Annotated in this window: 22 protein-coding genes and 1 pseudogene; 10 read left to right on the top strand and 13 right to left on the bottom strand. The window is 60.3% G+C overall.

Annotated features, from left to right (window positions below; genetic code table 11):
• From ACIONG_RS14100 to miaB, 4 genes and pseudogenes are all read right to left on the bottom strand, one after another.
• Positions 1 to 88, bottom strand: a pseudogene (locus tag ACIONG_RS14100) (magnesium/cobalt efflux protein); the annotation flags it as partial.
• Positions 89 to 93: 5 nt separating this feature from the next.
• Positions 94 to 588, bottom strand: a complete 495-nt coding sequence (ybeY, locus tag ACIONG_RS14095) for an rRNA maturation RNase YbeY (RefSeq protein ID WP_103303674.1) — start codon at positions 586 to 588, stop codon at positions 94 to 96.
• Positions 581 to 1579 (bottom strand): PhoH family protein, encoded by a 999-nt coding sequence (locus ACIONG_RS14090; RefSeq protein ID WP_042704951.1) that lies wholly within the window; start codon positions 1577 to 1579, stop codon positions 581 to 583. Before ACIONG_RS14090 ends, ybeY begins: the two co-directional genes overlap by 8 nt.
• A 228-nt stretch (positions 1580 to 1807) precedes the next feature.
• Positions 1808 to 3136 (bottom strand): tRNA (N6-isopentenyl adenosine(37)-C2)-methylthiotransferase MiaB, encoded by a 1329-nt coding sequence (gene miaB / locus ACIONG_RS14085; protein ID WP_103303673.1) that lies wholly within the window; start codon positions 3134 to 3136, stop codon positions 1808 to 1810.
• Positions 3137 to 3268: 132 nt separating this feature from the next.
• Between miaB and ACIONG_RS14080 the strand changes: the two genes are divergently transcribed.
• On the top strand, positions 3269 to 3598 hold the full coding sequence (locus tag ACIONG_RS14080) for a DUF1820 family protein (protein WP_077045543.1): 330 nt from the start codon (positions 3269 to 3271) through the stop codon (positions 3596 to 3598).
• Between the two features lie 192 nt (positions 3599 to 3790).
• On the opposite strand, the gene ACIONG_RS14075 is transcribed toward ACIONG_RS14080, so the two are convergent.
• From ACIONG_RS14075 to ACIONG_RS14060, 4 genes are all read right to left on the bottom strand, one after another.
• A complete protein-coding gene (locus tag ACIONG_RS14075) occupies positions 3791 to 4345 on the bottom strand; it encodes a tetratricopeptide repeat protein (protein WP_003228518.1) in 555 nt (184 codons plus the stop codon).
• 225 nt (positions 4346 to 4570) lie between these two features.
• Entirely contained in the window at positions 4571 to 5854 is a 1284-nt protein-coding gene (gene hemL, locus ACIONG_RS14070; protein ID WP_315445986.1) for a glutamate-1-semialdehyde 2,1-aminomutase, read from the bottom strand.
• A 15-nt stretch (positions 5855 to 5869) separates the two neighbouring features.
• A complete protein-coding gene (gene thiE / locus ACIONG_RS14065) occupies positions 5870 to 6493 on the bottom strand; it encodes a thiamine phosphate synthase (RefSeq protein ID WP_401300244.1) in 624 nt (207 codons plus the stop codon).
• Between the two features lie 18 nt (positions 6494 to 6511).
• On the bottom strand, positions 6512 to 7309 hold the full coding sequence (locus tag ACIONG_RS14060; protein ID WP_047303578.1) for a hydroxymethylpyrimidine/phosphomethylpyrimidine kinase: 798 nt from the start codon (positions 7307 to 7309) through the stop codon (positions 6512 to 6514).
• Positions 7310 to 7782: 473 nt separating this feature from the next.
• Here ACIONG_RS14060 and ACIONG_RS14055 point away from each other — a divergent pair, with 473 nt between their 5' ends.
• The 4 genes from ACIONG_RS14055 (at position 7783) to ACIONG_RS14040 (ending at position 14281) form a co-directional block, all read left to right on the top strand.
• Positions 7783 to 10137, top strand: a complete 2355-nt coding sequence (locus ACIONG_RS14055; RefSeq protein WP_401300241.1) for a 7TM diverse intracellular signaling domain-containing protein — start codon at positions 7783 to 7785, stop codon at positions 10135 to 10137.
• Between the two features lie 94 nt (positions 10138 to 10231).
• The gene (locus ACIONG_RS14050; protein ID WP_401300238.1) at positions 10232 to 11881 is read left to right on the top strand and encodes an acyl-CoA dehydrogenase family protein; all 1650 of its coding nucleotides are present in this window, start codon (positions 10232 to 10234) and stop codon (positions 11879 to 11881) included.
• Positions 11882 to 12073: 192 nt separating this feature from the next.
• Positions 12074 to 13573 carry an AMP nucleosidase gene (amn, locus tag ACIONG_RS14045; protein WP_177431387.1) on the top strand — a complete coding sequence of 500 codons (1500 nt, stop codon included), beginning with the start codon at positions 12074 to 12076 and terminating at the stop codon, positions 13571 to 13573.
• Positions 13574 to 13645: 72 nt separating this feature from the next.
• Positions 13646 to 14281, top strand: a complete 636-nt coding sequence (locus ACIONG_RS14040; protein ID WP_315445990.1) for a pseudouridine synthase — start codon at positions 13646 to 13648, stop codon at positions 14279 to 14281.
• On the opposite strand, the gene ACIONG_RS14035 is transcribed toward ACIONG_RS14040, so the two are convergent.
• Together ACIONG_RS14035 and ACIONG_RS14030 are read right to left on the bottom strand one after the other, a co-directional pair.
• The gene (locus ACIONG_RS14035) at positions 14276 to 14485 is read right to left on the bottom strand and encodes a DUF2788 domain-containing protein (protein ID WP_003228500.1); all 210 of its coding nucleotides are present in this window, start codon (positions 14483 to 14485) and stop codon (positions 14276 to 14278) included. The genes ACIONG_RS14040 and ACIONG_RS14035 overlap by 6 nt on opposite strands.
• 189 nt (positions 14486 to 14674) lie before the next feature.
• On the bottom strand, positions 14675 to 15154 hold the full coding sequence (locus tag ACIONG_RS14030; RefSeq protein ID WP_007909658.1) for an Lrp/AsnC family transcriptional regulator: 480 nt from the start codon (positions 15152 to 15154) through the stop codon (positions 14675 to 14677).
• A 465-nt stretch (positions 15155 to 15619) separates the two neighbouring features.
• Here ACIONG_RS14030 and ACIONG_RS14025 point away from each other — a divergent pair, with 465 nt between their 5' ends.
• Positions 15620 to 16681, top strand: coding sequence for a DUF6515 family protein (locus ACIONG_RS14025; RefSeq protein WP_401300234.1), 1062 nt, complete (start codon positions 15620 to 15622; stop codon positions 16679 to 16681).
• Here the strand turns inward: ACIONG_RS14025 and ACIONG_RS14020 are convergent.
• Both ACIONG_RS14020 and ACIONG_RS14015 read right to left on the bottom strand, forming a co-directional pair.
• Complete coding sequence (locus ACIONG_RS14020; protein WP_401300231.1) at positions 16675 to 17583, bottom strand: cation diffusion facilitator family transporter; 909 nt, start codon at positions 17581 to 17583, stop codon at positions 16675 to 16677. The genes ACIONG_RS14025 and ACIONG_RS14020 overlap by 7 nt on opposite strands.
• Positions 17584 to 17598: 15 nt before the next feature.
• Positions 17599 to 18018, bottom strand: coding sequence for a polyribonucleotide nucleotidyltransferase (locus ACIONG_RS14015; protein ID WP_103303665.1), 420 nt, complete (start codon positions 18016 to 18018; stop codon positions 17599 to 17601).
• 109 nt (positions 18019 to 18127) lie between these two features.
• On the opposite strand from ACIONG_RS14015, the gene hrpB reads away from it, so the two are divergent.
• The 3 genes from hrpB (at position 18128) to ACIONG_RS14000 (ending at position 21845) form a co-directional block, all read left to right on the top strand.
• Positions 18128 to 20647: an ATP-dependent helicase HrpB gene (gene hrpB, locus ACIONG_RS14010; RefSeq protein ID WP_401300227.1), complete on the top strand. Its 2520-nt coding sequence runs from the start codon at positions 18128 to 18130 to the stop codon at positions 20645 to 20647.
• A gap of 135 nt (positions 20648 to 20782) precedes the next feature.
• Positions 20783 to 21388 (top strand): hypothetical protein, encoded by a 606-nt coding sequence (locus ACIONG_RS14005; RefSeq protein WP_401300224.1) that lies wholly within the window; start codon positions 20783 to 20785, stop codon positions 21386 to 21388.
• Positions 21389 to 21410: 22 nt separating this feature from the next.
• Positions 21411 to 21845, top strand: coding sequence for a hypothetical protein (locus ACIONG_RS14000; protein WP_213026659.1), 435 nt, complete (start codon positions 21411 to 21413; stop codon positions 21843 to 21845).
• Here the strand turns inward: ACIONG_RS14000 and ACIONG_RS13995 are convergent.
• Positions 21842 to 22753 carry a LysR family transcriptional regulator gene (locus tag ACIONG_RS13995; RefSeq protein WP_103303661.1) on the bottom strand — a complete coding sequence of 304 codons (912 nt, stop codon included), beginning with the start codon at positions 22751 to 22753 and terminating at the stop codon, positions 21842 to 21844. The two genes, ACIONG_RS14000 and ACIONG_RS13995, sit on opposite strands and share 4 nt — an antisense overlap.
• A gap of 222 nt (positions 22754 to 22975) precedes the next feature.
• Between ACIONG_RS13995 and ACIONG_RS13990 the strand changes: the two genes are divergently transcribed.
• A complete protein-coding gene (locus tag ACIONG_RS13990; RefSeq protein ID WP_401300219.1) occupies positions 22976 to 24466 on the top strand; it encodes an aldehyde dehydrogenase in 1491 nt (496 codons plus the stop codon).
• Positions 24467 to 24940: the final 474 nt, after the last annotated feature.

The following is a 24940-nucleotide window of genomic DNA, read 5'->3' as shown; positions in this document are numbered from 1 at the left end:
CCTGACGGTTCTTCGGCTCGTGGGCAAAAGCCTGGGTCAATTTACCCAGCCATGACTTCTGCCCGTTGCTCGATCGATCTTCGCTCATAGCGATTACTCTGAATCCTTTGTTGTAACGATAGGGGATGGTTCGGGTTCGTCGTCCGCGTACGGATCGGGATACCCAAGTTCAGCAAGCAACTCGCGTTCCAGTGCTTCCATTTCTTCGGCTTCCTCGTCATCTATATGGTCGTAACCAAGCAGATGCAAGCAGCCGTGAATGACCAGATGTGCCCAGTGGGCCTTTAGTTCCTTGCCTTGTTCGGCGGCTTCGCGCTCGACCACGGCCACGCAGATCACCAGATCGCCCAGCAGCGGGATATCGAGAAACTCGTCGGGTACTTCGGCCGGGAACGACAGGACGTTGGTCGCGTAATCCTTGTGACGCCAGGTGTGATTGAGTTCGCGCCCTTCTTCCTCGTCGACCAGACGAATGGTCATTTCCGAGTCGGCGGTGCGTTGGCGCAGGGCCAGTTCGCACCATTGGCGGAAGTCGGCTTCACTCGGGGCGCTCGCTTCGGTAGCGATTTGCAGGTCTAGCTCAAGCATTTCGCGAAGTGTCCTTGGGCGCATCGTCACGGTTCTCGAAACGCTCGTAGGCTTCGACAATGCGCTGCACCAGCGGGTGACGCACTACGTCTTTGGGCTGGAAGTGCGTGAAGCTGATGCCCGGCACGTCCTTGAGCACTTCGATCACATGGTGCAGACCCGATTTGGTGCCTTTCGGCAGGTCGACCTGGGTGATGTCACCGGTGATGACCGCCGTAGAGCCAAAGCCGATCCGGGTCAGGAACATCTTCATTTGTTCGACGGTGGTGTTCTGACTTTCGTCGAGAATGATGAAACTGTTGTTCAACGTGCGACCGCGCATGTAGGCCAGCGGCGCAACTTCGATCACCTGACGTTCGATCAGCTTGGCCACGTATTCGAAGCCGAGCATTTCATAGAGTGCGTCGTAGAGCGGGCGCAGGTACGGGTCGATTTTCTGCGACAGGTCGCCGGGCAGGAAGCCGAGCTTTTCACCCGCTTCAACTGCCGGACGCACCAGCAGGATGCGGCGGATCTGCTCGCGCTCCAGTGCATCGACAGCGCAAGCCACGGCCAGATAGGTCTTGCCGGTACCGGCCGGGCCGATGCCGAAGTTGATATCGTTGCCGAGGATTTCCTTCACGTAACGCAATTGATTCAAGCCGCGTGGGCGAATCATGCCTTTCTTGGTACGCAGGGCGACGGAAGCTTCGGCGGGAGCGTGGTTGTCCAGCTCGACCACGGCCGATTCCTGCAGGAACAGGTGAACCGTATCTGGCGACAGCTCTGAACCTTTGGTTTCCCGGTACAGGCGACGAATCAGATTTTCCGCAGACGTGGTGTGCTTGGGGTCGCCGATCAGCTCGAACTGGTTTCCGCGGTTGCGGATCTCGATGGTCAGGCGCTGTTCGATCAAGCGCAAATGCTCGTCGAATTGCCCGCACAGATTGGCGAAGCGGCGAGCCTCAAAGGGCTCGAGGATAAAACGATGTGGTTCTATGGGTGCGTTCAAGGTCGTATTTAGCCGCCCTGGGGCAATTAAGATGAAATCAAGGATAACGCCAGAGGCTTGGGTGCGAAAGCTCTTAAATGGATGAGTACATTCTGAAGAACAATGCTGTCCACTGTGGGAGCTGGCTTGCCAGCGATAGCGGTGCAGCAGGCGACATATTTGTCGGGGCTGATGGCCTTATCGCTGGCAAGCCAGCTCCCACAGGTTTCTCTGTGCTTCTGATATTTGTTACTGGACCAGCGAGCCGCGCAGCGAGTGCGGTTGCGCCGCGTCGATGTGCACGTCGGCGAACTGGCCGATCAGGGTTGGATTGTCGCAGCGGAAGTTGACGATTCGATTATTCTCGGTGCGCCCTTGCAACTCGCCCGGGTCTTTCTTCGAGTAATCGGTCACCAGAATGCGCTGGATCGAACCGACCATTTGTCGGCTGATCTCGAAACCTTGCTGATTCAAGCGATGTTGCAGCGCGTTGAGGCGTTCTTTCTTCAGTTCTTCCGGGGTGTCGTCCGCCAGATCGGCAGCCGGGGTGCCCGGGCGCTGGCTGTAAACGAACGAGTAGGAAAAGTCGAAACCGACGTCGGCAATCAGCTTCATGGTCTGTTCGAAATCTTTCTCGGTCTCGCCGGGGAAACCGACGATGAAGTCCGAACTGATGCAGATGCCCGGCACCGCCGCGCGCAGTTTGCGCAACTTGGATTTGTACTCCAGCGCGGTGTGGTTGCGCTTCATCGCCGCCAGAATCCGGTCTGAACCCGACTGCACCGGCAAGTGCAGGTGCTTCACCAGTTCCGGCACGTCGGCGTGGGCCTGGATGAGGCTGTCGGAGAACTCCAGCGGGTGCGACGTGGTGTAGCGGATGCGGTCGATGCCATCGATGGCGGCGACCACGCGGATCAGCTCGGCGAGATCGGCCAGGCGCCCGTCATGGGTGGTACCACGGTAGCCGTTGACGTTCTGCCCGAGCAGGGTCACTTCACGCACGCCGTTTTCGGCGAGGTGAATGATCTCGGCGATCACGTCGTCGAACGGCCGGCTGACTTCTTCGCCACGGGTATAAGGCACCACGCAGAACGTGCAGTACTTGCTGCAGCCTTCCATCACCGACACATAGGCGCTTGGGCCATCGATGCGCGGCTCGGGCAGGTGGTCGAATTTTTCGATTTCCGGGAACGACACGTCGACTTGCGGCAGTTTGGTGCTGCGCGCAGCGTCGATCATTTCCGGCAGGCGGTGCAGGGTCTGTGGGCCGAATACCACATCGACGTACGGAGCGCGGTCGCGGATGGCCGCGCCTTCCTGGCTGGCCACGCAACCGCCGACGGCAATCACCATTTCAGGATTGGCCAGTTTCAGTTCGCGCCAGCGGCCGAGCTGCGAGTACACCCGATCCTGGGCGCGCTCGCGGATCGAGCAAGTGTTGAGCAGAATCACGTCGGCGTCTTCCGCGCGAGCGGTGACTTCCAGGGCCTGATGTTCACCCAGCAGATCGACCATGCGCGAGCTGTCGTACTCGTTCATCTGGCAACCGTGGGTTTCGATGTAAAGCTTCTTGGCCATGGATTAGGGTCATCACGTGATTCAAAGAACCGCGCATTATAGGGAACAAGCCCGCAGGTTCCTACCGCTGTGCGTCCGGTGGCTATGCTATAGTTTGCGCCCTCATTTTTATCCCCGATGTTATCCCCCGCCATGACCAAACGCGAAGCTCCAATCTATAAGGTGATTTTCCTCAACCAGGGCCAGGTGTTCGAAATGTACGCCAAGCAGATCTATCAAAGTGATCTGTGGGGTTTTCTGGAAGTGGAAGAATTCGTCTTTGGCGAGCGCACGCAAGTGGTCGTCGATCCGAGCGAAGAAAAGCTCAAGGCGCAGTTTGAAGGCGTGGTGCGCAGCTTTGTGCCGATGCATTCGATTGTGCGTATCGACGAGGTGGAACGTCTGGGTACCCCGAAAATCAGCGAAGCCCGCGGCGCTGTCGGCAACGTTATGCCGTTTCCGGTGCCGATGCCTGAGAAGTAAAACCTGAATTGAGTGAGGGGCTCTTGTGGCGAGGGGATTTATCCCCGATGGGCTGCAAAGCGGCCCCAAAACCTGCAACTTTGATCTTCTTGAATTACCGCGCTGAATGGATTTGCGACTGCTGCGCAGCCGATCGGGGATAAATCCCCTCGCCACAATGAGCAATCACCACAGAACTCATTCCGCTTAAATTCAGGGAAGAGGCGAAAACGGCGTACGCCCATCGGCGCTCTGCAATTCCATCAGGTATTTACGGAAAATTTGCCCAAGCACCTGGGTAGCGGTTTCGAGGTCTTCGCGGGACATTTTTTCGGAGACTTCGTCGGCGGTGTCCAGCGCATCTTCGGCGCCGTTGACCGCGGCCATCTTCAGCACGATGTACGCCTGAATATTGTTGGCCTGCACGCCTTCGCCGTGGAAGAACATGGTGCCGAGCTTGAATTGCGCCTGAGCGTGGCCTTGCAGCGAGGCTTTTTCGAAATAGCTCAGGGCTTGATTGAGGTCGCGCGGCGCATTTTTGCCGTCGTAGTAGAACTCACCCAACTCGTATTGCGCTTGCGCATCCCCTTCGTCCGCCGCTTTCTGGCAGGCGGCCAGTGCCTGCGTGACGTCTTGCGGCTGAGTATTGAGGGTGCAACGACCCATCGCCGGGATCAACAACGAGTTGCCGCCTGCTTGTGCATGCGCGAGCAGGGGCTGAAGGAGCAACAGGCAGCCCAAGGCAAGGGTGCGGCCGGTGCGGTTCATGGGAATCGACTTACCTCTGAAGGGCACGCGGACCCGTCGAGGGATCCAATAAGCGCGCATTATGAAATAAGCAGGGCCAACCTTACAAAGTCTTTACTCGTTTTTCTGCTGCGCGGGGAATATATCGCCCACTTTATGGGGGATTTTTAGCAGGGGCATCGGAAAACGGCTGTCGATGTAGGTGAAAGCTGACGCTGGCAATGGCCAACGTCAGCGTTGCAGCGATTACTTCAGGGCAGCGAAGGCGCGCTCGGCCGCATCCAGCGTGATTTTCAACTCGGCATCGCCGTGAGCGATCGAGGTGAAACCGGCTTCGAATGCACTTGGCGCCAGGTACACGCCGCCTTCCAGCATCAGGTGGAAGAAACGCCCGAACAGCGCGGCGTCGCTGGCCATCACGTCTTCAAAAGTGACGATATCGTCGGCACCGCTGAAGTACAGACCGAACATACCGCCCGCCTGAGTGGTCACGAACGGGATACCCGCAGCATCAGCACGTTGTTGCAGGCCGTCGAGCAGGCGTGTGGTGTAGTCGGTCAGTTCGTCGTGGAAACCCGGACGGCTGATAAGGCGCAGAGTGGTCAAACCGGCTGCCATGGCCAACGGGTTACCGGACAGGGTGCCGGCTTGATAAACCGGGCCCAGCGGTGCGATGCGCTCCATGATTTCGCGTTTGCCGCCGAAGCAGCCGACCGGCATGCCGCCGCCGATGATCTTACCGAAGGTGGTCAGGTCAGGATTCACGCCGTAGTAAGCCTGGGCGCCGCCGAGGGCGACGCGGAAACCGGTCATCACTTCGTCGAAAATCAGCACCACGCCGTGCTTGTCGCACAGCGCGCGCAGGCCTTCGAGAAAACCCGGCGCCGGCGGCACGCAGTTCATGTTGCCGGCCACTGGCTCGACGATGATGCACGCCACATCCTGGCCAACTTCCGCGAGCATTTTTTCAACGGCGTCGATGTCGTTGAACGGCAGGGTCAGGGTGTGCTTGGCGAATGCCGCCGGCACGCCGGCCGAACTCGGTACGCCTTGAGTCAATGCGCCGGAGCCGGCCTTGACCAGCAGGCTGTCGGAATGACCGTGGTAGCAGCCTTCGAACTTGATGATGCTGTCGCGGCCGGTGTAGCCACGGGCCAGACGGATCGCGCTCATGGTCGCTTCGGTGCCGGAGCTGACCATGCGCACCATGTCCATCGACGGCACCAGCGAGCAGACCAGATCGGCCATCTCGGTTTCCATCGCGGTCGGCGCACCGTAGGACAAGCCGTGTTGCAGCTGATTGCGTACGGCGTCGAGCACGTCCGGGTGGCTGTGGCCGAGGATCATCGGACCCCACGAACCGACGTAATCGACATAACGCTTGTCGTCTTCGTCAGTGACGTAGGCGCCTTCGGCGTGTTTGAAGAACAGCGGCGTGCCACCAACGCTCTTGAACGCGCGGACCGGCGAGTTCACGCCACCGGGAATGTGTTTCTGGGCATTGGCAAACAGGGTTTCGGAACGAGACATGATCGGGCTCTCAAATCAGACTTTCAGTAATTCGTTGAATGCGCGGGCGCGGCGGGTCACTTCGGCGGTGCTTTCAGCGCCGAACAGGCCATGGACGACGGCCAGCAGATCAACGCCGTGCGCGACTAATGGCGCTGCGTTGTCGAGGGTGATGCCGCCGATCGCGCAGATCGGCAGATGCAGCGTGCGCTTGGCATCGTCGAGCAGATCGAGGCTGCAGGTCGGCACGCCGGGCTTGGTGTTGGAATTGAAGAAGCGGCCGAAAGCGACGTAACTCGCACCTTCTTTGGCCGCTTGTTCGGCCAGCGCGATTTGCGCGTGACAGGTCGAACCGATAATTGCTTTCGAACCGAGGAGGGCGCGGGTCGGCGACAGCGGGCCGTCAGTCTGGCCCAGATGCACACCGACGTTGAGGCGTGCGGCCAACTCAGCGTCATCGTTGATGATCAACTGGGTCTTGTAGCGCTCGCACAGATCGCGCAGCGCTTCAGCCTCACGCAAACGCCGGGCCTCATCGCTGCTCTTGTCGCGGTATTGCAGCAGGGTGACGCCGCCTTCCAGCGCCGCCTCCACATAAGACAGAAACTTGCCGGCCAGCAATTGGCTGTCGGTAATGGCATACAGGCCACGTAGCTTCATCGGGCAGACCTCACGGCGTTACGAGCAGAAATCCAGCGGCAGGCGACGCGGTACGAACTGGCCTTTGCCCAGTTGTTCGGCATCGCGCAAGGTGCGCCAGGTGTAATCCAGTGCACTGCGGACGGCGCTGGCGAGATTCTCACCTTGTGCCAGACGACCCGCCAAAGCGCTGGCCAACGTGCAGCCGGAACCGTGGTAGCTGCCCGGCAAACGCTGGCAATAGAAGGTTTCACGCAAGCCATCGCGGCTGTACAGACGGTTGTGGATTTCAGTTTCGTCGCCGTGGCCGCCAGTGATCAGCAGGTTTTTGACGAACGGCAGGAGTTTTTCAGCGCACTCGTCTGCGGTGCCTTCGGGCAGTTCGGCGAGGATGCGGGCTTCGGGAAGGTTAGGGGTGGCAATGATCGACAGTGGCAGCAGACGCTCGCGCATCGCATAACCGACTTCGTCCTTGCCCAGGCGTCCGCCGCCACCGGCGCGCAGCACCGGGTCGCAGACCACCGGCAAATGCGGGTGCGCCGAGAGCAGTTCGACAACGGTGTCGACCATTTCCAGCGAACCGAGCATGCCCAGCTTGACCGCCGCGACTTCGGAGTCGTTGAGCACGGCATTGGCCTGGGCCAACACCCACTCACGGTCGAGGACGCGAAAGTCAGTGACGTTGACGGTGTCTTGCACGGTCAGGGCGGTGACGGCCGGAGCCGCATGACAACCCTGCGCGAGCAGGGCTTCGATATCTGCCTGCAAGCCGGCGCCACCACTGGGGTCGTGGCCGGAGAGACAGAGGACAACGGGGCGGGAGCTGTAGATATTCATGGTGCGCGAGCTTACCACCAAAGCTGATTTTCGGGTTCAGTCCTGAAAGCGTTTGGCTAGAGATTGTCTGACACATTGCGGCCATTAGTCGGGTAGCAATTGTGGCGAGGGGATTTATCCCCGATGCGCTGCGAAGCAGTCGCAAATCCATTCCAGGAAGCATGTCTGAAAGAATCTGGTTGCATGGTTTGGGGCCGCTTTGCGACCCATCGGGGATAAATCCCCTCGCCACAGAGGTATTCACAACATCCGCCGTTGTAGTGAGTTGACCAACTCAACAGCTCTAGCCCGCTGCTTTGCTCTGAAACGCCCGTTCTAGAGCCTTTGTATGAAAAATTTCGATGGTGCTCAATGGCCATCAACGGCTATGCTAGTCTGGATCCAAACCAATAACAGGTAATACCGGTTTTACGTCTACTCAAAGGGAATGGGGGGCTTCCTGACACAACCGGACGAGCCACGCTGGGGCTTCAATGCGCTATTTGCTGATGTTGTTGTTCTGCTTGCCCCTCATGGCGAGCGCCGTCGAATTCGACGAATTCACCCAGAGCCTCCCTTTGGGCCGGTCGCTGCAAGTGTTCGAAGACCCGAGCGGTCAGGCGAGCATTGCCGATGTCCGTGCGCAGGCTGCTGCCGGCAATTTCAAAGCCCACGATAAAGCCACGCTCAATGCCGGGTACTCGCGTTCGGCGTTCTGGCTGAAAATCGACCTGCATTACCGCCCGAGCAACCCGGCCGCCCAGCGCAGCTGGCTGCTGGAACTGGCTTATCCACCGCTCGATCACCTCGATCTGTATCTGCCCGATGCCAATGGCGACTATCGTCTGATTCGGCAAACCGGTGACGCCTTGCCGTTCGCCAGTCGCGAGATCAGCCAGAACAATTACCTGTTCGACCTGGCCTTCGAACCTGATCAAAAACAGACCGTCTACCTGCGACTGGCCAGTGAAGGCTCGATCCAGGCGCCGGTAACGTTGTGGTCCAGCACCGCCTATCTCGAAGACCAACCAGTGCGCCTGTACGTGCTGGGCATCATTTATGGTGTGCTGCTGGGGATGCTGGTCTACAACCTCTTCATCTACCTGAGTGTGCGCGACACCAGTTACCTCTATTACATCTTCTATATCGCCTCGTTCGGCCTCTATCAATTGTCGGTAAACGGCGCGGCGGTCGAGTATTTCTGGCCGAACAACCCCTGGTGGGCCAACGCCGCAACGCCATTCTTCATCGGTTGCGCCGGCCTTTTCGGCAGCCAGTTCGCCCGCAGCTTTTTGCAAACCAAGACCCACAGCCCCTGGCTCGACCGTTTACTGATCGGCCTGATTGCGTTTGGCGCTCTGGTCATAGGTCTGTCGCTGATGACCAGTTACGCCCTGGCCCTGCGCCTGGCGACAACACTGGCGTTGACCTTCACCGTGGTGATCTTCGCCGCCGGGATTCTCGCCTGGTGGCGCGGCCTGCGCGTGGCGCGCTATTTCATCATCGCCTGGTCGGCGTTCCTGCTCGGTGGTGTGATCAATACGCTGATGGTGCTCGGGTTGCTGCCGAACGTGTTCCTGACCATGTACGCCAGCCAGATCGGCTCGGCCATCGAAGTGGCGCTGCTGTCGCTGGCACTGGCCGACCGCATTAACGCCATGCGCGAACAGCAGGCGCAGACGCTGTACGACGCCGGGCAGAAACTTGAAGTGCTCAACCAGCAACTGGCCCACAGCAACAAGCTCAAGGACGAATTCCTCGCTACCCTGACCCACGAACTGCGTACGCCGATGAACGGCGTGATCGGTTCGCTGGAACTGATGCAGACCGTCGAACTGGATCCCGAGCTTGAGCAATATCAACAGACCGCCGCCGGTTCCGCTCGCGACATGATGCGCATGGTCAACGGCATCCTCACCCTCACCGAATTGCAGGCTGGCAAGCTCAAGGCATCGCCGGGCAGTTTCAGTTTGCGCGGTGTGGTCGAAGCCTTGCGCGTGCAGTTCGATGGCAACGCCAGCAGCAAGTCGCTGGACTTCAAGGTCGACGTATTGCCGACCCTCCCGGACCGTTTGCACGGCGACAGCGCGAAACTCGCGCAATGCCTGGAATGCCTGCTCGACAACGCGATCAAATTCACCCGCGTCGGTGGTCTGGCGCTGCGGGTTACTGGCAAGCCGTCGACGGATAATCGTCTGGCGCTGTCGTTTGCGGTGATCGACACCGGCATTGGTTTTACCGATCTCGGCGAGGCAACCATGTACCAGCGTTTCTTCCAGCTCGACGGTTCGATGACCCGCGAGTACGGCGGCCTGGGTGTCGGTCTGGCGATCTGCCGACAATTGGTCGAACTGCTTGGCGGCAAACTGACTCACCGCTCCGAGCCGGGGCGTGGCAGTCGCTTCCAGCTGGACGTCGAGTTCGACCTGCCGGTGGTCGAACCCGCACCAATACCCGCGCCTTCGCGTGATTGCCTGCGCGCCCCGCAGGACTGCACGGTGCTGCTGGTGGATGACAACAGCGTCAACCAACTGGTGATGCGCGGCATGTTGCTCAAACTCGGTTTCCGCGTGCGCACCGCTGACAACGGCGCGGCGGCGCTCGATTACCTGCAACGCGAAATCGTCGATGCGGTACTGATCGATTGTCAGTTGCCGGCCCCCGACGGCGCGTCGTTGTGCTGCCAGATTCACGCTTTGCCGGGCTGCGCTCACCTCCCGGTGTTCATGCTCGCACTGGGCGCGGATCGCGAAGTCTGCGCCACAGGCACGGTGATCGATTACCTGAACAAACCGGTGAAATTCGAGGATTTGCAGTCCGCGCTGGAGCGGCGGGTTTTGTGCGGTTGATAGGGTAAAAGCGCCGCAAATTCGGCGGATATGACACTTTGTTCAGTGTGAGGGCGGTGCTTAACTGACCTTCTCGCTGAAGAAGGAACCCGTCATGAACCTGCATCAGTTCGCCGAAACCCACGAAGTCACCAACCAGCCGCCGTCGCTGGACGGCACCAACCTCTATCGCATCGACCTGCCCTTGCAGGAGTGGTCGCGCAGGTTTGGCGCCGGTTGGGCCGAGTCGCGGATCGATGCTTACGGCGCGCTGGCCGGCGGGCCGTTGATGGAGGCCGGGTTCTTGGCCAATCAGAACAAACCGGTGTTCGCCAGCCATGATCGTTTTGGACATCGCATCGATCTGGTGGAGTTTCATCCTGCCTACCACGAGTTGATGCGAACCGCGATCGAGCATGGCCTGACCTCATTGCCCTGGACCCATCCGCAGGACGGCGCGCATGTCGCCCGCGCGTCCATGAGTTATCTGCACAGTCAGGCTGAGGCTGGCAGCGGTTGCCCGTTGACCATGACCTTCGCCAGTGTCCCGGCCCTGCGTTTGCAGGCGGATCTGGCCGAGCAGTGGTTGCCGAAAGTCCTCGCCAGCGAATACGACCCGCGTAATGTCGGCATGGCGCACAAGGCCGGCGTCACTATCGGCATGGCGATGACCGAGAAACAGGGCGGCACCGACGTGCGCGCCAATACCACCAAGGCTTATCCGGTGGGCGCCAGCGGTCCGGGTCAGGCCTATGAACTGGTCGGGCACAAGTGGTTCTGCTCGGCGCCGATGTGCGATGCGTTCCTGACGCTGGCGCAGACCGACAAGGGCCTGACCTGTTTCCTGCTGCCACGCCATCGTCCCGATGACACGCGCAATCAGTTCTACATCCAGCGCCTGAAAAACAAACTCGGCAACCAGTCCAACGCGTCCAGCGAAGTGGAATTCCGTGGCGCGCTGGCGTGGATGGTCGGCGAAGAAGGGCGCGGCGTACCGACGATTATCGAAATGGTCGCGATGACCCGTTTCGATTGCATGGTCGGCTCCAGTTCGTTGATGCGCCAGGCGCTGACCCAGGCCAGCCATCACTGCGCACACCGCAAGGTTGGCGGCAAACTGCTCAGCGAGCAGCCACTGATGCAAAACGTGCTGGCCGATCTGGCGCTGGAAAGTGAAGCGGCGCTGGCGCTGAGCCTGCGCATGGGCAAGGCGCTGGATCATCTGGATGATCGCCACGAAGCACAATTCGCCCGGCTGGTAACGGCGGTGGGCAAATACTGGATCTGCAAACGTGCGCCGGGAATGATCAACGAAGCGGCCGAATGCATGGGCGGCGCGGGGTACGTTGAAGAGAGCATCCTGCCGCGCCTGTACCGCGAGGCGCCGGTGAATTCGACGTGGGAAGGTTCGGGCAACGTGCAGTGTCTGGACGTGTTGCGCGCACTGTCGAAAGAACCGGGCGTGCTGGATGTACTGTTCAGCGAACTCGGTGACGGGCATGGCGACAAACGGATTGCCGCGCATATCCAGCAGTTGCAGGCGGCCTTCAAGGACACCAGCGACATTCAGTATCGGGCGCGGCAGTTGACCGAGGACATTGCGCTGGGCCTTCAGGCCAAATTGTTGCTGGAGGCGGGGAATTCGGCGGTGAGTGATGCCTTTATTGCCAGTCGCCTGAACGGCAGCGGTCGGGTCTATGGCACGTTGCCGCGCGGCCTTGACGTCGAAGCCATCGTCGCCCGCTCGACCCCGCAAGGCTTCTGACCTCAATCCCCCCAACACCACAAAACCCTGTGGGAGCTGGCTTGCCAGCGATGGCGGCCTGTCAGTCAACATTGATGTTGAATGAGACGGCCTCATCGCTGGCAAGCCAGCTCCCACAGGTATTCGAGTTGCCTGAAAGATTTGGGTACACCCATTACGCCACTGTTCCCGTGACGCCACGATGCAGGCAAGATGAAGCTCTGCAAGTCAGAACACAGGAAGCTGATCGTGACCGAAGCGTTTATTGTCGTTCAAACCGCCGAACAAGCCGTGGATCGTCTGGCCGAGCTGCATGAGCAGGCCACCACCGCACTGAATTCCGCACTCAAGCGTTACCTCAAGGATCGCGTCGAGCCCGACGCCGAGCAGCGTGCTCTGTTCCGTTATCCCGAATTGCGTCTGACCTACCATTGCCAGGGCGAAGTCCCGCAGACCACCCGCGCCTACGCCAAGGTGCAACTGCCGGGCACTTACAGCGTCACCGTTACCCATCCGAAAGCGTTCCGCAAATACTTGCTGGAACAGTTGGTGCCGTTGATGCACGACTTCACCGTGACCGTGGAAGTCGGTGTCAGTCAGCAGAACATTCCATATCCGTACGTGGTCGAGCAGGGCGATGAGCTGGCCGGCTCCGGCGTCACCGCTGCGGTGCTGGCGCGGGTGTTCCCGAGTACCGACCTGTCGGCGGCCACCGATGGCATCGCCGACGGCCTCTACGACTGGGAAAACACCGATCCGCTGCCGCTGGCGCTGTTCGATGCGGCGCGCGTCGATTTCTCGTTGCGCCGACTGGTGCACTACACCGGCAGCGACTGGCGTCATGTGCAGCCGTGGATTCTGCTGACCAACTATCACCGCTACGTCGACCAGTTCATCGTCCATGGCCTGGAACAACTGCGCAACGACCCGCGTTTCGTGCGCATGGTGTTGCCGGGCAACGTGATCATCGAGAAGGGCATGGATCACGGCGAGGCTTCGGCGATTGCCGCCGGTGTGGTCTGGCACCGTTATCAGATGCCGGCCTATCACCTGATCGCCAGCGATGGCCACGGCGTGACCCTGGTGAACATCGGTGTCGGCCCGTCCAACGCCAAGAACATCACCGACCATTTGGCGGTACTGCGTCCGCATTGCTGGCTGATGATCGGTCACTGTGGCGGCCTGCGTCAGTCGCAGACCATCGGCGACTACGTGCTGGCGCACGCCTACATGCGTCGCGACGGGATTCTCGACCGCGTGGTGCCGCCGAACATTCCGATCCCGGCGCTGGCCGAGGTGCAGATGGCGCTGCAACAAGCCGCAGCCAATATCACCGGCGAGAAGGGCGACGACCTGAAAAAACGCCTGCGCACCGGCACCGTGCTGACTTACGACGACCGTAACTGGGAACTGCGCTGGGCGCAGGAACGTCCGCTGATCAACCTGTCGCGCGCTGTCGCGGTGGACATGGAAAGCGGCACCATTGCCGCTCAGGGTTATCGCCTGCGGGTGCCGTACGGCACGTTGCTGTGTGTTTCGGACAAACCGTTGCACAGTGAAATCAAGCTGCCGGGTTCGGCCAACGCGTTCTACGAGCGCGCGGTCAGCCAGCACTTGAAGATCGGCATCGAGGCGGTGGACCTGCTGCGTACCGAACTCAACTCGCTGCACTCGCGCAAACTGCGCAGCTTCGACGAGCCGCCGTTCCGTTAACGGTTAGTCGTGGTCATTTGGCGGTCGGGGCACTAGCATTGTCAGCCCCGATCGTTAGATGTTCTATTCGCCATGTCCCGTCCCCCGCGTCCACCTTCCCGCCGCCCTGGCACGAAGCCTCAAACGTCTTCCCCGCGCCGTGTCGCCAAAGCGCCACCGGCCGAGCCGAAGCTGATCCTGTTCAACAAACCGTTCGATGTGCTGACGCAATTCAGCGACGGTGAAGGGCGGGCGACGCTCAAGGATTACATTGATGTGCCCGGCATCTATCCGGCCGGACGCCTTGATCGCGACAGCGAAGGTTTGCTGCTGCTGACCAATGACGGGCAGTTGCAGGCGCGGATTGCCGACCCCAAACACAAATTGGCCAAGACGTATTGGGTGCAGGTTGAAGGCGTGCCGACGGTCGAGCAATTGCAGCGTTTGCGCGACGGTGTCGAACTGAATGACGGCATGACCTTGCCCGCTGAAGCGCGGCAATTGGACGAACCCGAGTTGTGGCCACGCAACCCGCCGGTACGTTTTCGCATGACCGTGCCGACCTCATGGCTGGAATTGGTGATTCGCGAGGGGCGCAACCGTCAGGTTCGCCGGATGACGGCGGCTGTCGGGCTGCCGACCTTGCGACTGGTGCGGGTCAGGATTGGTGACTGGACAATCGAAGGGCTCGATCAGGGCCAGTGGAAAGAAGTGCCGGCGCGCTTATAGAGCGCCGGACTCGATCAGGCCGATCACCACGCTTTTAATGATGAACGCGGCCACGCCCAGGCCCAGCACGAAAAACAGAATGAACGAGCCAAAGCGCCCGGCCTTGGACTTCTTCGCCAGATCCCAGACGATGAAACCCATGAAAATGATCAGGATGCTGACCAGGCCAGTCATCATCCATTCTTCAAATACTGCTGGATCCATCGGTCATCTCCGGCGTAGGCGGGGCAGGAAGGGCGGCGGGGATTATACGCCGAGGGTGGCATAGCCGCATTGACCTGCGTCGGTGTGCCGCAGTTATAAGGTGCCTGTACCGGCCTCTTCGCGAGCAGGCTCGCTCCCACATTTGGAATGCATTCCCCTGTGGGAGCGAGCCTGCTCGCGAAGACGATTTCAGCTACGCAGGTGGGTCAAGGGCAGTTCAGTGCTGTTCAACACCTGATTCAGCACAAAACTCGAACGCACACTGGTCACGCCCTCAATCCTGGTCAAATGCCCGAGCAACAGCTTCTGATAGTGATCCATGTCCGGCACCACCACCTTCAACTGATAGTCAGCATCCACGCCCGTCACTAGGCTGCACTCCAGCACCTGCGGCAACGTACGGATAGCCGCCTCGAAATTCTCGAAGCGCTCCGGCGTGTGCCGGTCCATGCCGATCAGCACATACGCGGTCAGGCTCAGGCCAAGCATCTTGCGATCGAGCAAGGCCACCTGACGGGAGATATAGCCGTCATCCTCCAGTTGCTTGACCCGGCGCGAGCATGGCGACGGCGACAGACCGATGCGCTCGGCCAGCTCCTGGTTGGAGATGCGGGCATCGCGCTGCAATTCCGCCAAAATGCTCAAGTCGTAACGGTCGAGTTTGCTCATCAATCTGTCCTTGGTTGTAACTATTGCGGCGGATTATCTATCCAGGGTTAAAAATTGCGCAAGTGGTGTTTATTTCAGCAATCTTCGCAATCATCTGTCGTGGCCGCGGGCCTATTCTTATCACCAGAATCACTGCTCGGTAACACAGTCCACTGCGGCCCGCCTATCAGGCCCGCCGCGGCCGCCACCCCCACCGGGGTTGTGCCGGCCCCCGAGCTGCACACTGTCCAGAAGACGGCGTGAGGTGAGCCGACGTCAAAAGCGTCGAGCCAGGACGAAGTTCTCTAGAAGGGAGGCCGACGGGTCTCCCTTTTTTCTTGCCTGCGATTTTTGCCGCGATGCGCCGCCGTCCTCAATAAATAAGTTTCGTGACTGATAACCTGTTGCAGAACCGGGCCTGTACATTCCCGGTCTTAGCTACAGGCCCCTCTTGATGACAGGCCGCCAGCCACAGTGAGGAATTTCATGAAGTCGCGCATCTGGCATCTGGCCAGTGTTGGTTTGCTGTGTGTGAGTGTCAGTGTGCAAGCACTTGCCGATGATCCACAAAGTCGTGGACCGGAGGGCGGTGGCCACGGTCAGGACCATCAGGGCAACAATCAGGGTCATGGCGGCAACAATCAGCCGCGCCCGCAGAATAATCCGCCGCCGCAGAATCAGCCACGTCCGCAGAACAACGAGATCATTCGTGGCGACAACAGTCGTCAGTTCGAGCACAACGGCCAGCAGCACAACAATAACGGCCAATGGCAGAACCACGATCAGAGCCGTCCGGCCTACAACCCGAATCCGGTACGTCAGCCGCCACCGCCGCCGCAATTGCCGGCCAATAGCCTGCCGATCCAGCCACGGCCCGATGCCGTGCGCCAGACCCAGGAGCCGCGTCAGGGCTACTACCGCGACGAGCGTCCGCAGAACGGCTACAACAACCAGCATTGGCAAACCAACAACCGGCCCAATGACACTCGCTGGCCGGGGCGTCCGGACGGGCGTGGCAACGGTTGGGGCCCGGGGCCGCAATATCGGCCGGGGCATGTGATCGACCGCTTCCCGGATCGCGACTATCGCGTGCCGTATCGTGGCCAGGATTACTTCTATTCCGGTGGTTACTGGTACCGTCCGCAAGGCCCGCGTTACATCGTCGTGCAGCCGCCACGGGGTATCCGCACTCAGTACTTGCCGGACTACGCCCGTGAAGTCTGGATCGGTGGATCGCTGTTGTTTCTAGCGGCCGGTTCCTACTACGCCTATCAGGAAGCGACGCAGGATTACGTGGTGGTCGAGCCGCCAGTGCAGCAACAACCGCAACCGCAATCCCAGGGTTATGACGTCGAAGCCTATCCGGCCAACGGGCAATCACCGGAGCAGGTGCAGCAGGACGGTTATCAGTGCTATCAATACGCCGTGCAGCAAAGCGGTTTCGATCCGCGTACTGCGACTTATCAACCGGCGCCCGAAGTGGTGCAGGCGTACCGTCAGGCCCAGGGCAATTGCCTGAGCAGTCGCGGTTATCAGGTGAGTTACTGAAGCCGGGTTTGCGTCCGTTCAGCCTTGACCACTTCCTGCGGGTCGGCGTGCACCAGCACTTCGGCCCGTGGGTAGGCTTTGTGAATGGCATCGGCCGCCTGATCGCTGATGCCGTGCGCGACTGACAGGGTCAATTCCCCCGGCAGCTCCAGATGCAACTGCACGAACCAGTGGTTGCCGGAAATCCGCGTGCGCAAGTCATGCGCGCCCAGCACCCCCGGCACGCTGCACGCCAGTTCGAGCATGTGCTGGCTGACGTCGGTTGGTAGCTCTTCATCCATCAACACCGAAAAACTTTCCCGGGCGATCTGGAGCGCACTCCACAAAATGTAGCCAGCGATGCCCAGGCCGAACCACGCGTCGAGTTGCTCAAAACCAAACCCGGCCAACACCAGCGCAATCAGAATGCTGCCGTTGAGCAACATGTCCGAGCGGTAATGCAGCGAATCGGCGCGCACGGCGTTGGAACCGGTCTGCTTGATCACCCGATGTTGCAACATCAGCAGCGCCGCCGTCAGCAACAGCGAAAACACAATCACGCCGATGCTCAGCCATGGCGCGCCAAGCGGTTGCGGATCATGCAGTCGCTCATAAGCCTGAAACGCGATCAACACCGCACTGCCGCCAATGAACAAAGCCTGCGCCATGCCCGCCAGCGATTCCGCCTTGCCATGACCATAACGGTGATCGTCATCCGCCGGGCGCAGTGCGTAATGCACCGCCAGCAGATTGAGCAACGAAGCAATGCCATCGAGCGCCGAGTCGGTGAGGCCGGCGAGCATGCTCACCGAACCGCTCAGCCACCAGGCGATGGCTTTGGCGATGATCAGCGTACAGGCCACCGCCACCGAGGCGCGTGTCGCCAACCGCAGCAGGCGGGCGTGTTCGGGGCTGGAGGTCATGAAGTTTTTGATTCCTTATGCGGCAGGTTGCAGGCCGAACATCGCCAGTTGTTGAGTGCTGCCTTTGTGCTGGATCAGGCGCGGATCATCCAGCGGCAGATTGCGGCCCAGTTCAGATTCGAGAATAGCCTGCAACTTCATGTTATCGACCTGACCATCCGGGCCGATGGCTTGCTTGAGCTTGGCCGGATCGATCTGCGCGGTGTGCCCTGGTTCGAAATAGATCGCCCCCGTGGCGAAGTCGACGGCAAACGCGATCAGGCCGGGAATAACGTAGAACAGCAGGCCCACGGCATCGAGCACGGCAATCGCCGGATCGATCTTGCCGTCGATCTGGCCGCGACGATCCGGGTAGAAAATCGAACCGCACGCGGTGATTTGGGTGAGCAGGGTGGCGACCAGTACACCGCCGATCAGGCGAAAAGGTAAGCGCATGGAAAATCTCCTGAGTCATCTGATAACGAAGCTTCGTCTTGTGAAGTTAAGACCCTGACGAACGCCAAGCAGTTCGCCGTTATACTCGCGGCTCTGTTTTGGAGCCAGTATGAATTCGCTGCCGATCGATGAAGTTTTACCCGCCCTGCGTGAAGCGCTCGCGACACGCCACGAAGCCGTGCTCGAAGCACCGCCCGGCGCCGGTAAAACCACCCGCGTGCCCTTGGCTTTGCTCAATGAAGCGTGGCTGGCGGGGCAAACCATTCTGATGCTCGAACCGCGCCGTCTCGCTGCGCGTGCTGCTGCGGAACGACTGGCCAGTGAACTCGGCGAGAAGGTCGGTGAAACCGTCGGTTATCGCATCCGCCTCGACAGCAAGGTCGGCCCCAACACCCGCATCGAAGTGGTCACCGAAGGCATTCTCACCCGGCGCTTGCAGGATGATCCGGCACTGGAAGGCGTGGGTCTGCTGATCTTCGACGAATTTCACGAACGCAGTCTCGACGCCGATCTGGCGCTGGCCCTGAGTCTGAACGGTCGCGAGCTGTTTCGAGCTGAACAGCCGCTGAAGATTTTGCTGATGTCCGCCACCCTCGAGGGTGAACGCCTGGCCGGGTTGCTTGATGAAGCGCCCATCCTGCGCAGCGAAGGGCGCATGTATCCGGTGACGATGCGCTGGGGCCGTCCGTTCCAGCCCGGCGAATACATCGATCAGCGCGTGACACAAACCGTACTCGAAGCCCTGCACGACGAGACCGGCAGCCTCTTGGTGTTTCTGCCGGGGCAGGCGGAAATCCGTCGTGTCCATCAACAACTGGCCGACGCCATCGGTGAGCGCAAAGACGTCTTGCTCTGCCCGTTGCACGGTGAACTCGACCTCAACGCCCAGCGTGCCGCCATCGATCCGGCACCGGCCGGTCAGCGCAAAGTGGTGCTGGCGACCAACATCGCCGAGACCAGTTTGACCATCAACGGTGTGCGCGTGGTCATCGACGCCGGGTTGGCGCGGGTCCCGCGTTTCGATCCCGGCAGCGGCATGACGCGTCTGGATACCCAGCGGATTTCCAAGGCCAGCGCCACCCAGCGTGCCGGTCGGGCAGGGCGACTGGAACCGGGCGTTTGCTATCGCCTGTGGTCGCAGGATCAGCACGAACAACTGGCGGCGTATGGCAGCGCGGAAATTCTTTCGGCGGATCTGGCCAGCCTGGCGTTGCAACTCGGGCGCTGGGGCGTGACGCCGGGCGAACTGGTCTGGCTGGATGTGCCGCCAGCAGCGGCTTATGCACAGGCGCAGGATTTGCTGCAGCGGCTCGGCGCGCTGGAAGGCGAAGCGCTGACAACTCATGGTCAGGCCATGGCTGAATTGCCGGCGCACCCGCGCATCGGCCATTTGTTGCTGCGCGGTCAGGCGTTGGGCCTGGCCAACATGGCGTGCGACGTTGCTGCATTGCTCGGCGAGCGCGATATCTTGCGCGGCGCCGGGGCGGATTTGCACAGTCGCCTGATGCTGCTGTCTGGCGAGGAGCGCGCTGCCCGTGGCGCGCAGGGTGGTGTGCAGCGCGCCCGGCAACTGGCGCGGCAATATCGCGGTTACCTGCGCGGCAAGGCGAGCGAGCCGGTCAGCGATCCCGATCATCCGCGCTGGCTCGGCGCGTTGCTGGCGCTGGCTTACCCGGATCGCGTCGCGCAACAGCGGCGTGCCGGTGGTGCCGAATATCGATTGGCCAACGGTCGTGCTGCGCTGTTCGCTGAGGCCGACAGCCTGATGAAAGAGCCATGGATCGTCATTGCCGACCTCGGCAGCCGTCAGGGCCAGCGCGAGGAACGGATTTATCTGGCGGCGGATTTCGATCCGGCGCTGTTCGATTCCGTGCTCGCCGAGCAGGTGCGCAACGTCGATCAACTGGACTGGGACGAGCGCGAAGGCGTGCTGCGCGCCGAGCGTCAGCGCAAGGTCGGTGAGCTGATCTTGAGTCGCGAACCATTGACCGGTCTCGATGAAGCCGCACGCAGTCAGGCGCTGGTCAATCTGGTGCGGCGCAAAGGTCTGGAGCTGCTGCCATGGACACCGGAACTGCGCCAGTGGCAGGCGCGGGTGGCGTTGTTGCGCCAGCTCGATCTGACGAATCAGGATGACAGTCAATGGCCGGATGTCAGCGACGCAACGCTGCTGAAAACCCTTGAAGACTGGCTGATGCCGTATCTGGGCAAGGTCTCGCGACTCAGTCATTTTGCCAACCTCGATCTGTCGAGCATCGTGCGCAACCTGCTGCCGTGGCCACTGCCGCAACGCCTGGAGGAGTTAGCGCCGCATCATCTGAGCGTGCCGTCGGGGTCGTCGATTCGTCTGGATTACAGCGAGTTCCCACCGATTCTGGCTGTGCGATTGCAGGAGTTGTTCGGCCTGGCCGAGACCCCGCGAATCGCTGGCGGCCGGCAAGTGGTCAAGCTGCACCTGTTATCGCCTGCGCGGCGTCCGGTGCAGGTAACGCAGGATCTGGCCAACTTCTGGCGCAGCACCTATGCCGAGGTGAAGAAGGATTTGAAAGGGCGCTACCCGAAGCATTACTGGCCGGATGATCCGTTGGTAGCCGAGGCCACCGCGCGGGCTAAACCACGCGGCACCTGAGGAGCGCAGGATCGCAACTTGCGATCCTGGCGATTTAGAGCTCATGGCGGTGCGCCACTAGCACATCCGCCCTAATTGCCCTTGTTTGTTTGCCCTCCTAAAGTCGCGGCTTGAACAATAAGCAGACCTGCTGCCTTGCAAGCTGCCGCCAAGGAACGGAATCGCCCTATGTCATCACTCTTCAAGTTCAAGAAGTTATCCTTCTTGTCGGCTGCGCTGCTGGCCGCCTCCACTTCGGTCAGCGCCGAACAATCCAATCCTGTTGGCGACTGGTGGATCATCTACGGCAACGGTGTTGCGCATAAAAACATCATGTATGTCGCCGATGCCACGTCAGTGGTGCCATCGCAAAAAACCAAAGGCGCGACGATGGTTGCGGTGACCCTGGTTTACGAAGAGCCGGGAAAACCGATGATCGATGTCTACAACCTTGAAGCTCAGTGCTCCGCCGGCAAGGTGCGTTTTATCAACGGCCAGTCGATCGAGCGTCTGGCCTATACGATGCGCCACTTGAAAGTCTCGGATACATGGCAGGCTCCGAAAGAATTCTGGATCCAGCAAGCGTTGAAGTTTGCCTGTACGCCTGGCAGTCGTAATAAGAACGAGATGGTCACGCTGGGCAAGATGGAATACATGCAGATGATCCAGACCCTGCAGCAGATGTTCTTCAAGCTCGCGCCGGTTCAGGAAAAGAGCCAGATGATGGACGACATGGACACCATGCTCGAGCTGAAAAAATAAGCGATCTGTCAGGGGACTCACGATGAAACAGTGGACGAAAACACGTTTACCGCTGGCGACAATTCTGGCGGTGTTGCTCTTGAATGGTTGTTCGACCATCGCACAGAACCGTTGGGAAGGTCGCGATGCCCAGGAAGCGCTGGACCTGTTCGGCAAACCCGATTCGATGAAAAAGGAAACCGGTCCGGACGGCCAGCCCTACGCTGTGCTGACCTGGTACAAATCGTCGAGCTGGTCAACCACCGAAGCGGCCGGGACCTCGATGACCCATACCGGCAACGGCATGGTGTACACCGAGCATTATCAACAAGTCGGGCACAGTTCCGATTGCAAGTTGCAGGCGAAGATCAACCAACAAAAGAAGATCGCGCAGTTTCTGATTGAAGATGGACGGATCCTTCATGGCAAATGCACCAACGTAAGGTATGTCCCCGGTTACATTCCGCCAGGGTTCTAAGCGGTCTTGGCGGTCAATTGTTCGCGGCAATAATCAGCAAACAACTGCGCCGGTTTGGTCAGTTGCCCACGCTTGAGCCACGCCGCCACCAAACCTGAACCGGTGACGTCCTCGACGATGTCCACGCACACAACCTTCTTGCCGTCGTAAGTGCATTCCGAATGCGGTCGCGTAACCAGGATCGAAAAGCCGAACCCCTGACCGACCATCCCGCGCACCATCTCGATGGACGGTGAGCTGAACTCGATGCGCGGCGTCAGGCCCAGCTCTTCGAACAGGCTGACGAAGTAGGTACGGCTCGGTTGCACATCCAGCAGAATCATCGGTTCCAGGCACAGATCGCGCAGCGACACTTGCTTGTACTCGGCAAAGCGATGATCGGCCGGCAGTAGCGCATAGGGTCGTTGCGCCGGCATCAGCGGTTCGGTCTGAATCGTCGCGTCGAGTTCGTGTTCATAGAGGATCACCAGGTCAAATGCGCCCGAGGTCAGGCCTTGTACCAGTTCCTGTTGTTCGCCGTCGCGGATGCGGATCTTCACGCCCGGGTACAGGGCGGAAAACCCGGCGATCAATTGCGGCAGGTACAACGGCGCAACGGTTTCGAAACAGCCGATGTCGATCTGCCCGGCCACCACGTCGTTGTCGGCGAGGGCGTTCTGCTCGAACTCCTTGGCCATGCGCAGCAGTTCCTGGGCCTTGCGCAGGAAACGCGCGCCGCTCGGTGTAAGGGAAACTCCTTGCGCGTGATGGCGGATCAGCAGTTGCACGGCGAAGCTGTCTTCCAGCGCCTTGATCGCCGTGGAGATCGCCGGTTGAGCGATGTACAGCTTGCGTGAAGCCTCGGCAACGCTGCCGCACTCGACGGTGGTGATGAAGTATTTCAACTGACGCAAATTGTAGGCGGCCACGGCAAACCTCAGGACGAGCGGACTCGACTTCCAAGCAATTTGTGCGCCGCCGCGTCCGCTGCGCGACGTTGTTCTTATCCCTCAACCATAGCCACCTGTGCGGCGTTTGGGGGAAGTCACTGCCCAGTGTTTTTATTGCCTGCGAAGACATTTTTACTATTTTTAGCCCGTGCGGGCCTGAGCGACCATCGACGGCACAATAAAGCCCTAGGAGCATCCGCCGTGTTCGAGCTTGCAGAGTGGCAGCGCCGCGCCGTTGCATTGAAGTTTCCCGATCAAGCCGTGATCGACGGCAAACATTACGCGGCGCAATCGGGGCAGACCTTCGCCGCGATCAACCCGGCTACCGGCCAGTTACTGGCCAACGTTGCCGCGTGCGGCGAGGCCGATGTCGACGCAGCGGTGGGCAATGCCCGACAGGTATTTGAGGCGGGCGTGTGGTCGCGACGTTCGCCGGCCGAGCGCAAGCAAGTGTTGTTGCGTCTGGCCGATTTGCTGATGAGCCATCGCGAAGAGCTGGCGCTGCTCGACTCGCTGAACATGGGCAAACCGGTGATGGACGCCTACAACATCGACGTGCCGGGCGCCGCTGGCGTGTTCCGCTGGTACGCCGAAAGCATCGACAAACTCTACGACCAGGTTGCGCCGAGCGCGACCAACGTGCTGGCGACCATCACCCGTGAAGCACTGGGCGTGGTTGCCGCTGTGGTGCCGTGGAATTTTCCTTTGGACATGGCCGCGTGGAAACTCGCGCCAGCGCTGGCGGCGGGCAATTCGGTGATCCTCAAACCGGCCGAGCAGTCCCCGTTTTCGGCCTTGCGTCTGGCCGAGCTTGCGCTGGAGGCGGGCCTGCCGCCGGGTGTGCTGAATGTGCTGCCGGGGCTTGGCGAGCAGGCCGGCAAGGCCTTGGGTTTGCACGCGGATGTCGATTGTCTGGTGTTTACCGGTTCGACGCAGGTTGGCAAATATTTCATGCAGTACGCTGCGCAATCAAACCTCAAGCAGGTGTGGCTGGAGTGCGGCGGCAAGAGCGCCAATCTGGTCTTCGCCGATTGCCGGGATCTGGAGCTGGCGGCGGAGAAAGCTGCGTTCGGGATCTTCTTCAATCAGGGCGAAGTCTGCTCGGCCAACTCGCGATTGCTGGTGGAACGTTCGATTCATGATGAGTTTATCGAGCGTCTGCAAGCGCAGGCCGAGCGTTGGTTGCCGGGCGATCCGCTGGATCCGCAAAGCCGCGCGGGTGCCATCGTCGATCAGCAGCAGACGGCGAGCATCATGCGCGCCATTCGCCAGGCACAAGAGCAGGGCGCGACACTGGTATGTGGCGGTCAGCAACGGCGTTTCAACGGCTCGGACAACTTCATCGAACCGACGATTTTCACTGGCGTGAAAGCCGATATGGCGTTGTTTCGTGACGAGGTGTTCGGCCCGGTGCTGGCGGTTGTGCCGTTCGACAGTGAAGAGGAGGCCGTGCGTCTGGCGAATGACAGCGTGTATGGGTTGGCGGCGTCGCTGTGGACAGATGACCTCAACCGCGCACACCGAGTGGCGCGGCAGTTGCGGGCCGGTACGGTGTCGGTCAATACGGTGGATGCGCTGGACGTGACGGTGCCGTTCGGTGGTGGCAAGCAGTCCGGGTTCGGTCGCGACCTGTCGTTGCACTCGTTCGACAAATACACTCAGTTGAAAACCACTTGGTTTCAATTGCGCTGAAACCGCGTCGCCCCCTTCGCGAGCAGGCTCGCTCCCACACTGGATCTATGCCGCACCGAGAGTCCCCTGTGGGAGCGAGCCTGCTCGCGATAGCGGTGGGTCAGGCAGCAAAGATATCGACTGACCTGACGCCATCGCTGGCAAGCCAGCTCCCACAGGTTTCAGTGGTGTGCGCAAATTCCGGGTACAACCGAGATCCCTGTAGGAGCGAGCCTGCTCGCGATAGCGGTGGTTCAGTAACGAATATCTCGACTGACCTGACGCCATCGCTGGCAAGCCAGCTCCCACAGGTTTCAGTGGTGTGCACATATTCCGGGTACAACCGAGATCCCTGTAGGAGCGAGCCTGCTCGCGATAGCGGGGGGGCAGGCCAGCAAAGATATCGACTGACCTGACGCCATCGCTGGCAAGCCAGCTCCCACAGGTTTCGGTGGTGTGCGCAAATTCCGGGTACAACCGAGATCCCTGTAGGAG

Origin of the sequence: Pseudomonas sp. NPDC087817, from assembly GCF_044742875.1 — a bacterium.
In the GTDB taxonomy this organism is placed as follows: Bacteria; Pseudomonadota; Gammaproteobacteria; order Pseudomonadales; family Pseudomonadaceae; genus Aquipseudomonas.
Note: the sequence above shows the minus strand (reverse complement) of the source record. Positions and strands in the feature narration are given on the sequence as shown.

Bases quoted from the DNA above. Each gene is read 5' to 3' on its own strand.
- ACIONG_RS14030 (WP_007909658.1), bottom strand. From the start codon at position 15,154: ATGAGCAAACTCGACCGTTACGACTTGAGCATTTTGGCGGAATTGCAG.
- thiE (WP_401300244.1), bottom strand. From the start codon at position 6,493: ATGAAGCTACGTGGCCTGTATGCCATTACCGACAGCCAATTGCTGGCC.
- hrpB (WP_401300227.1), top strand. From the start codon at position 18,128: ATGAATTCGCTGCCGATCGATGAAGTTTTACCCGCCCTGCGTGAAGCG.
- ACIONG_RS14055 (WP_401300241.1), top strand. From the start codon at position 7,783: ATGCGCTATTTGCTGATGTTGTTGTTCTGCTTGCCCCTCATGGCGAGC.
- ACIONG_RS14060 (WP_047303578.1), bottom strand. From the start codon at position 7,309: ATGAATATCTACAGCTCCCGCCCCGTTGTCCTCTGTCTCTCCGGCCAC.
- miaB (WP_103303673.1), bottom strand. From the start codon at position 3,136: ATGGCCAAGAAGCTTTACATCGAAACCCACGGTTGCCAGATGAACGAG.
- ACIONG_RS14020 (WP_401300231.1), bottom strand. From the start codon at position 17,583: ATGACCTCCAGCCCCGAACACGCCCGCCTGCTGCGGTTGGCGACACGC.
- ACIONG_RS14080 (WP_077045543.1), top strand. From the start codon at position 3,269: ATGACCAAACGCGAAGCTCCAATCTATAAGGTGATTTTCCTCAACCAG.
- hemL (WP_315445986.1), bottom strand. From the start codon at position 5,854: ATGTCTCGTTCCGAAACCCTGTTTGCCAATGCCCAGAAACACATTCCC.
- ACIONG_RS14040 (WP_315445990.1), top strand. From the start codon at position 13,646: ATGTCCCGTCCCCCGCGTCCACCTTCCCGCCGCCCTGGCACGAAGCCT.
- ybeY (WP_103303674.1), bottom strand. From the start codon at position 588: ATGCTTGAGCTAGACCTGCAAATCGCTACCGAAGCGAGCGCCCCGAGT.
- ACIONG_RS14015 (WP_103303665.1), bottom strand. From the start codon at position 18,018: ATGCGCTTACCTTTTCGCCTGATCGGCGGTGTACTGGTCGCCACCCTG.
- ACIONG_RS14050 (WP_401300238.1), top strand. From the start codon at position 10,232: ATGAACCTGCATCAGTTCGCCGAAACCCACGAAGTCACCAACCAGCCG.
- amn (WP_177431387.1), top strand. From the start codon at position 12,074: ATGAAGCTCTGCAAGTCAGAACACAGGAAGCTGATCGTGACCGAAGCG.
- ACIONG_RS14000 (WP_213026659.1), top strand. From the start codon at position 21,411: ATGAAACAGTGGACGAAAACACGTTTACCGCTGGCGACAATTCTGGCG.
- ACIONG_RS14035 (WP_003228500.1), bottom strand. From the start codon at position 14,485: ATGGATCCAGCAGTATTTGAAGAATGGATGATGACTGGCCTGGTCAGC.
- ACIONG_RS14075 (WP_003228518.1), bottom strand. From the start codon at position 4,345: ATGAACCGCACCGGCCGCACCCTTGCCTTGGGCTGCCTGTTGCTCCTT.
- ACIONG_RS14025 (WP_401300234.1), top strand. From the start codon at position 15,620: ATGAAGTCGCGCATCTGGCATCTGGCCAGTGTTGGTTTGCTGTGTGTG.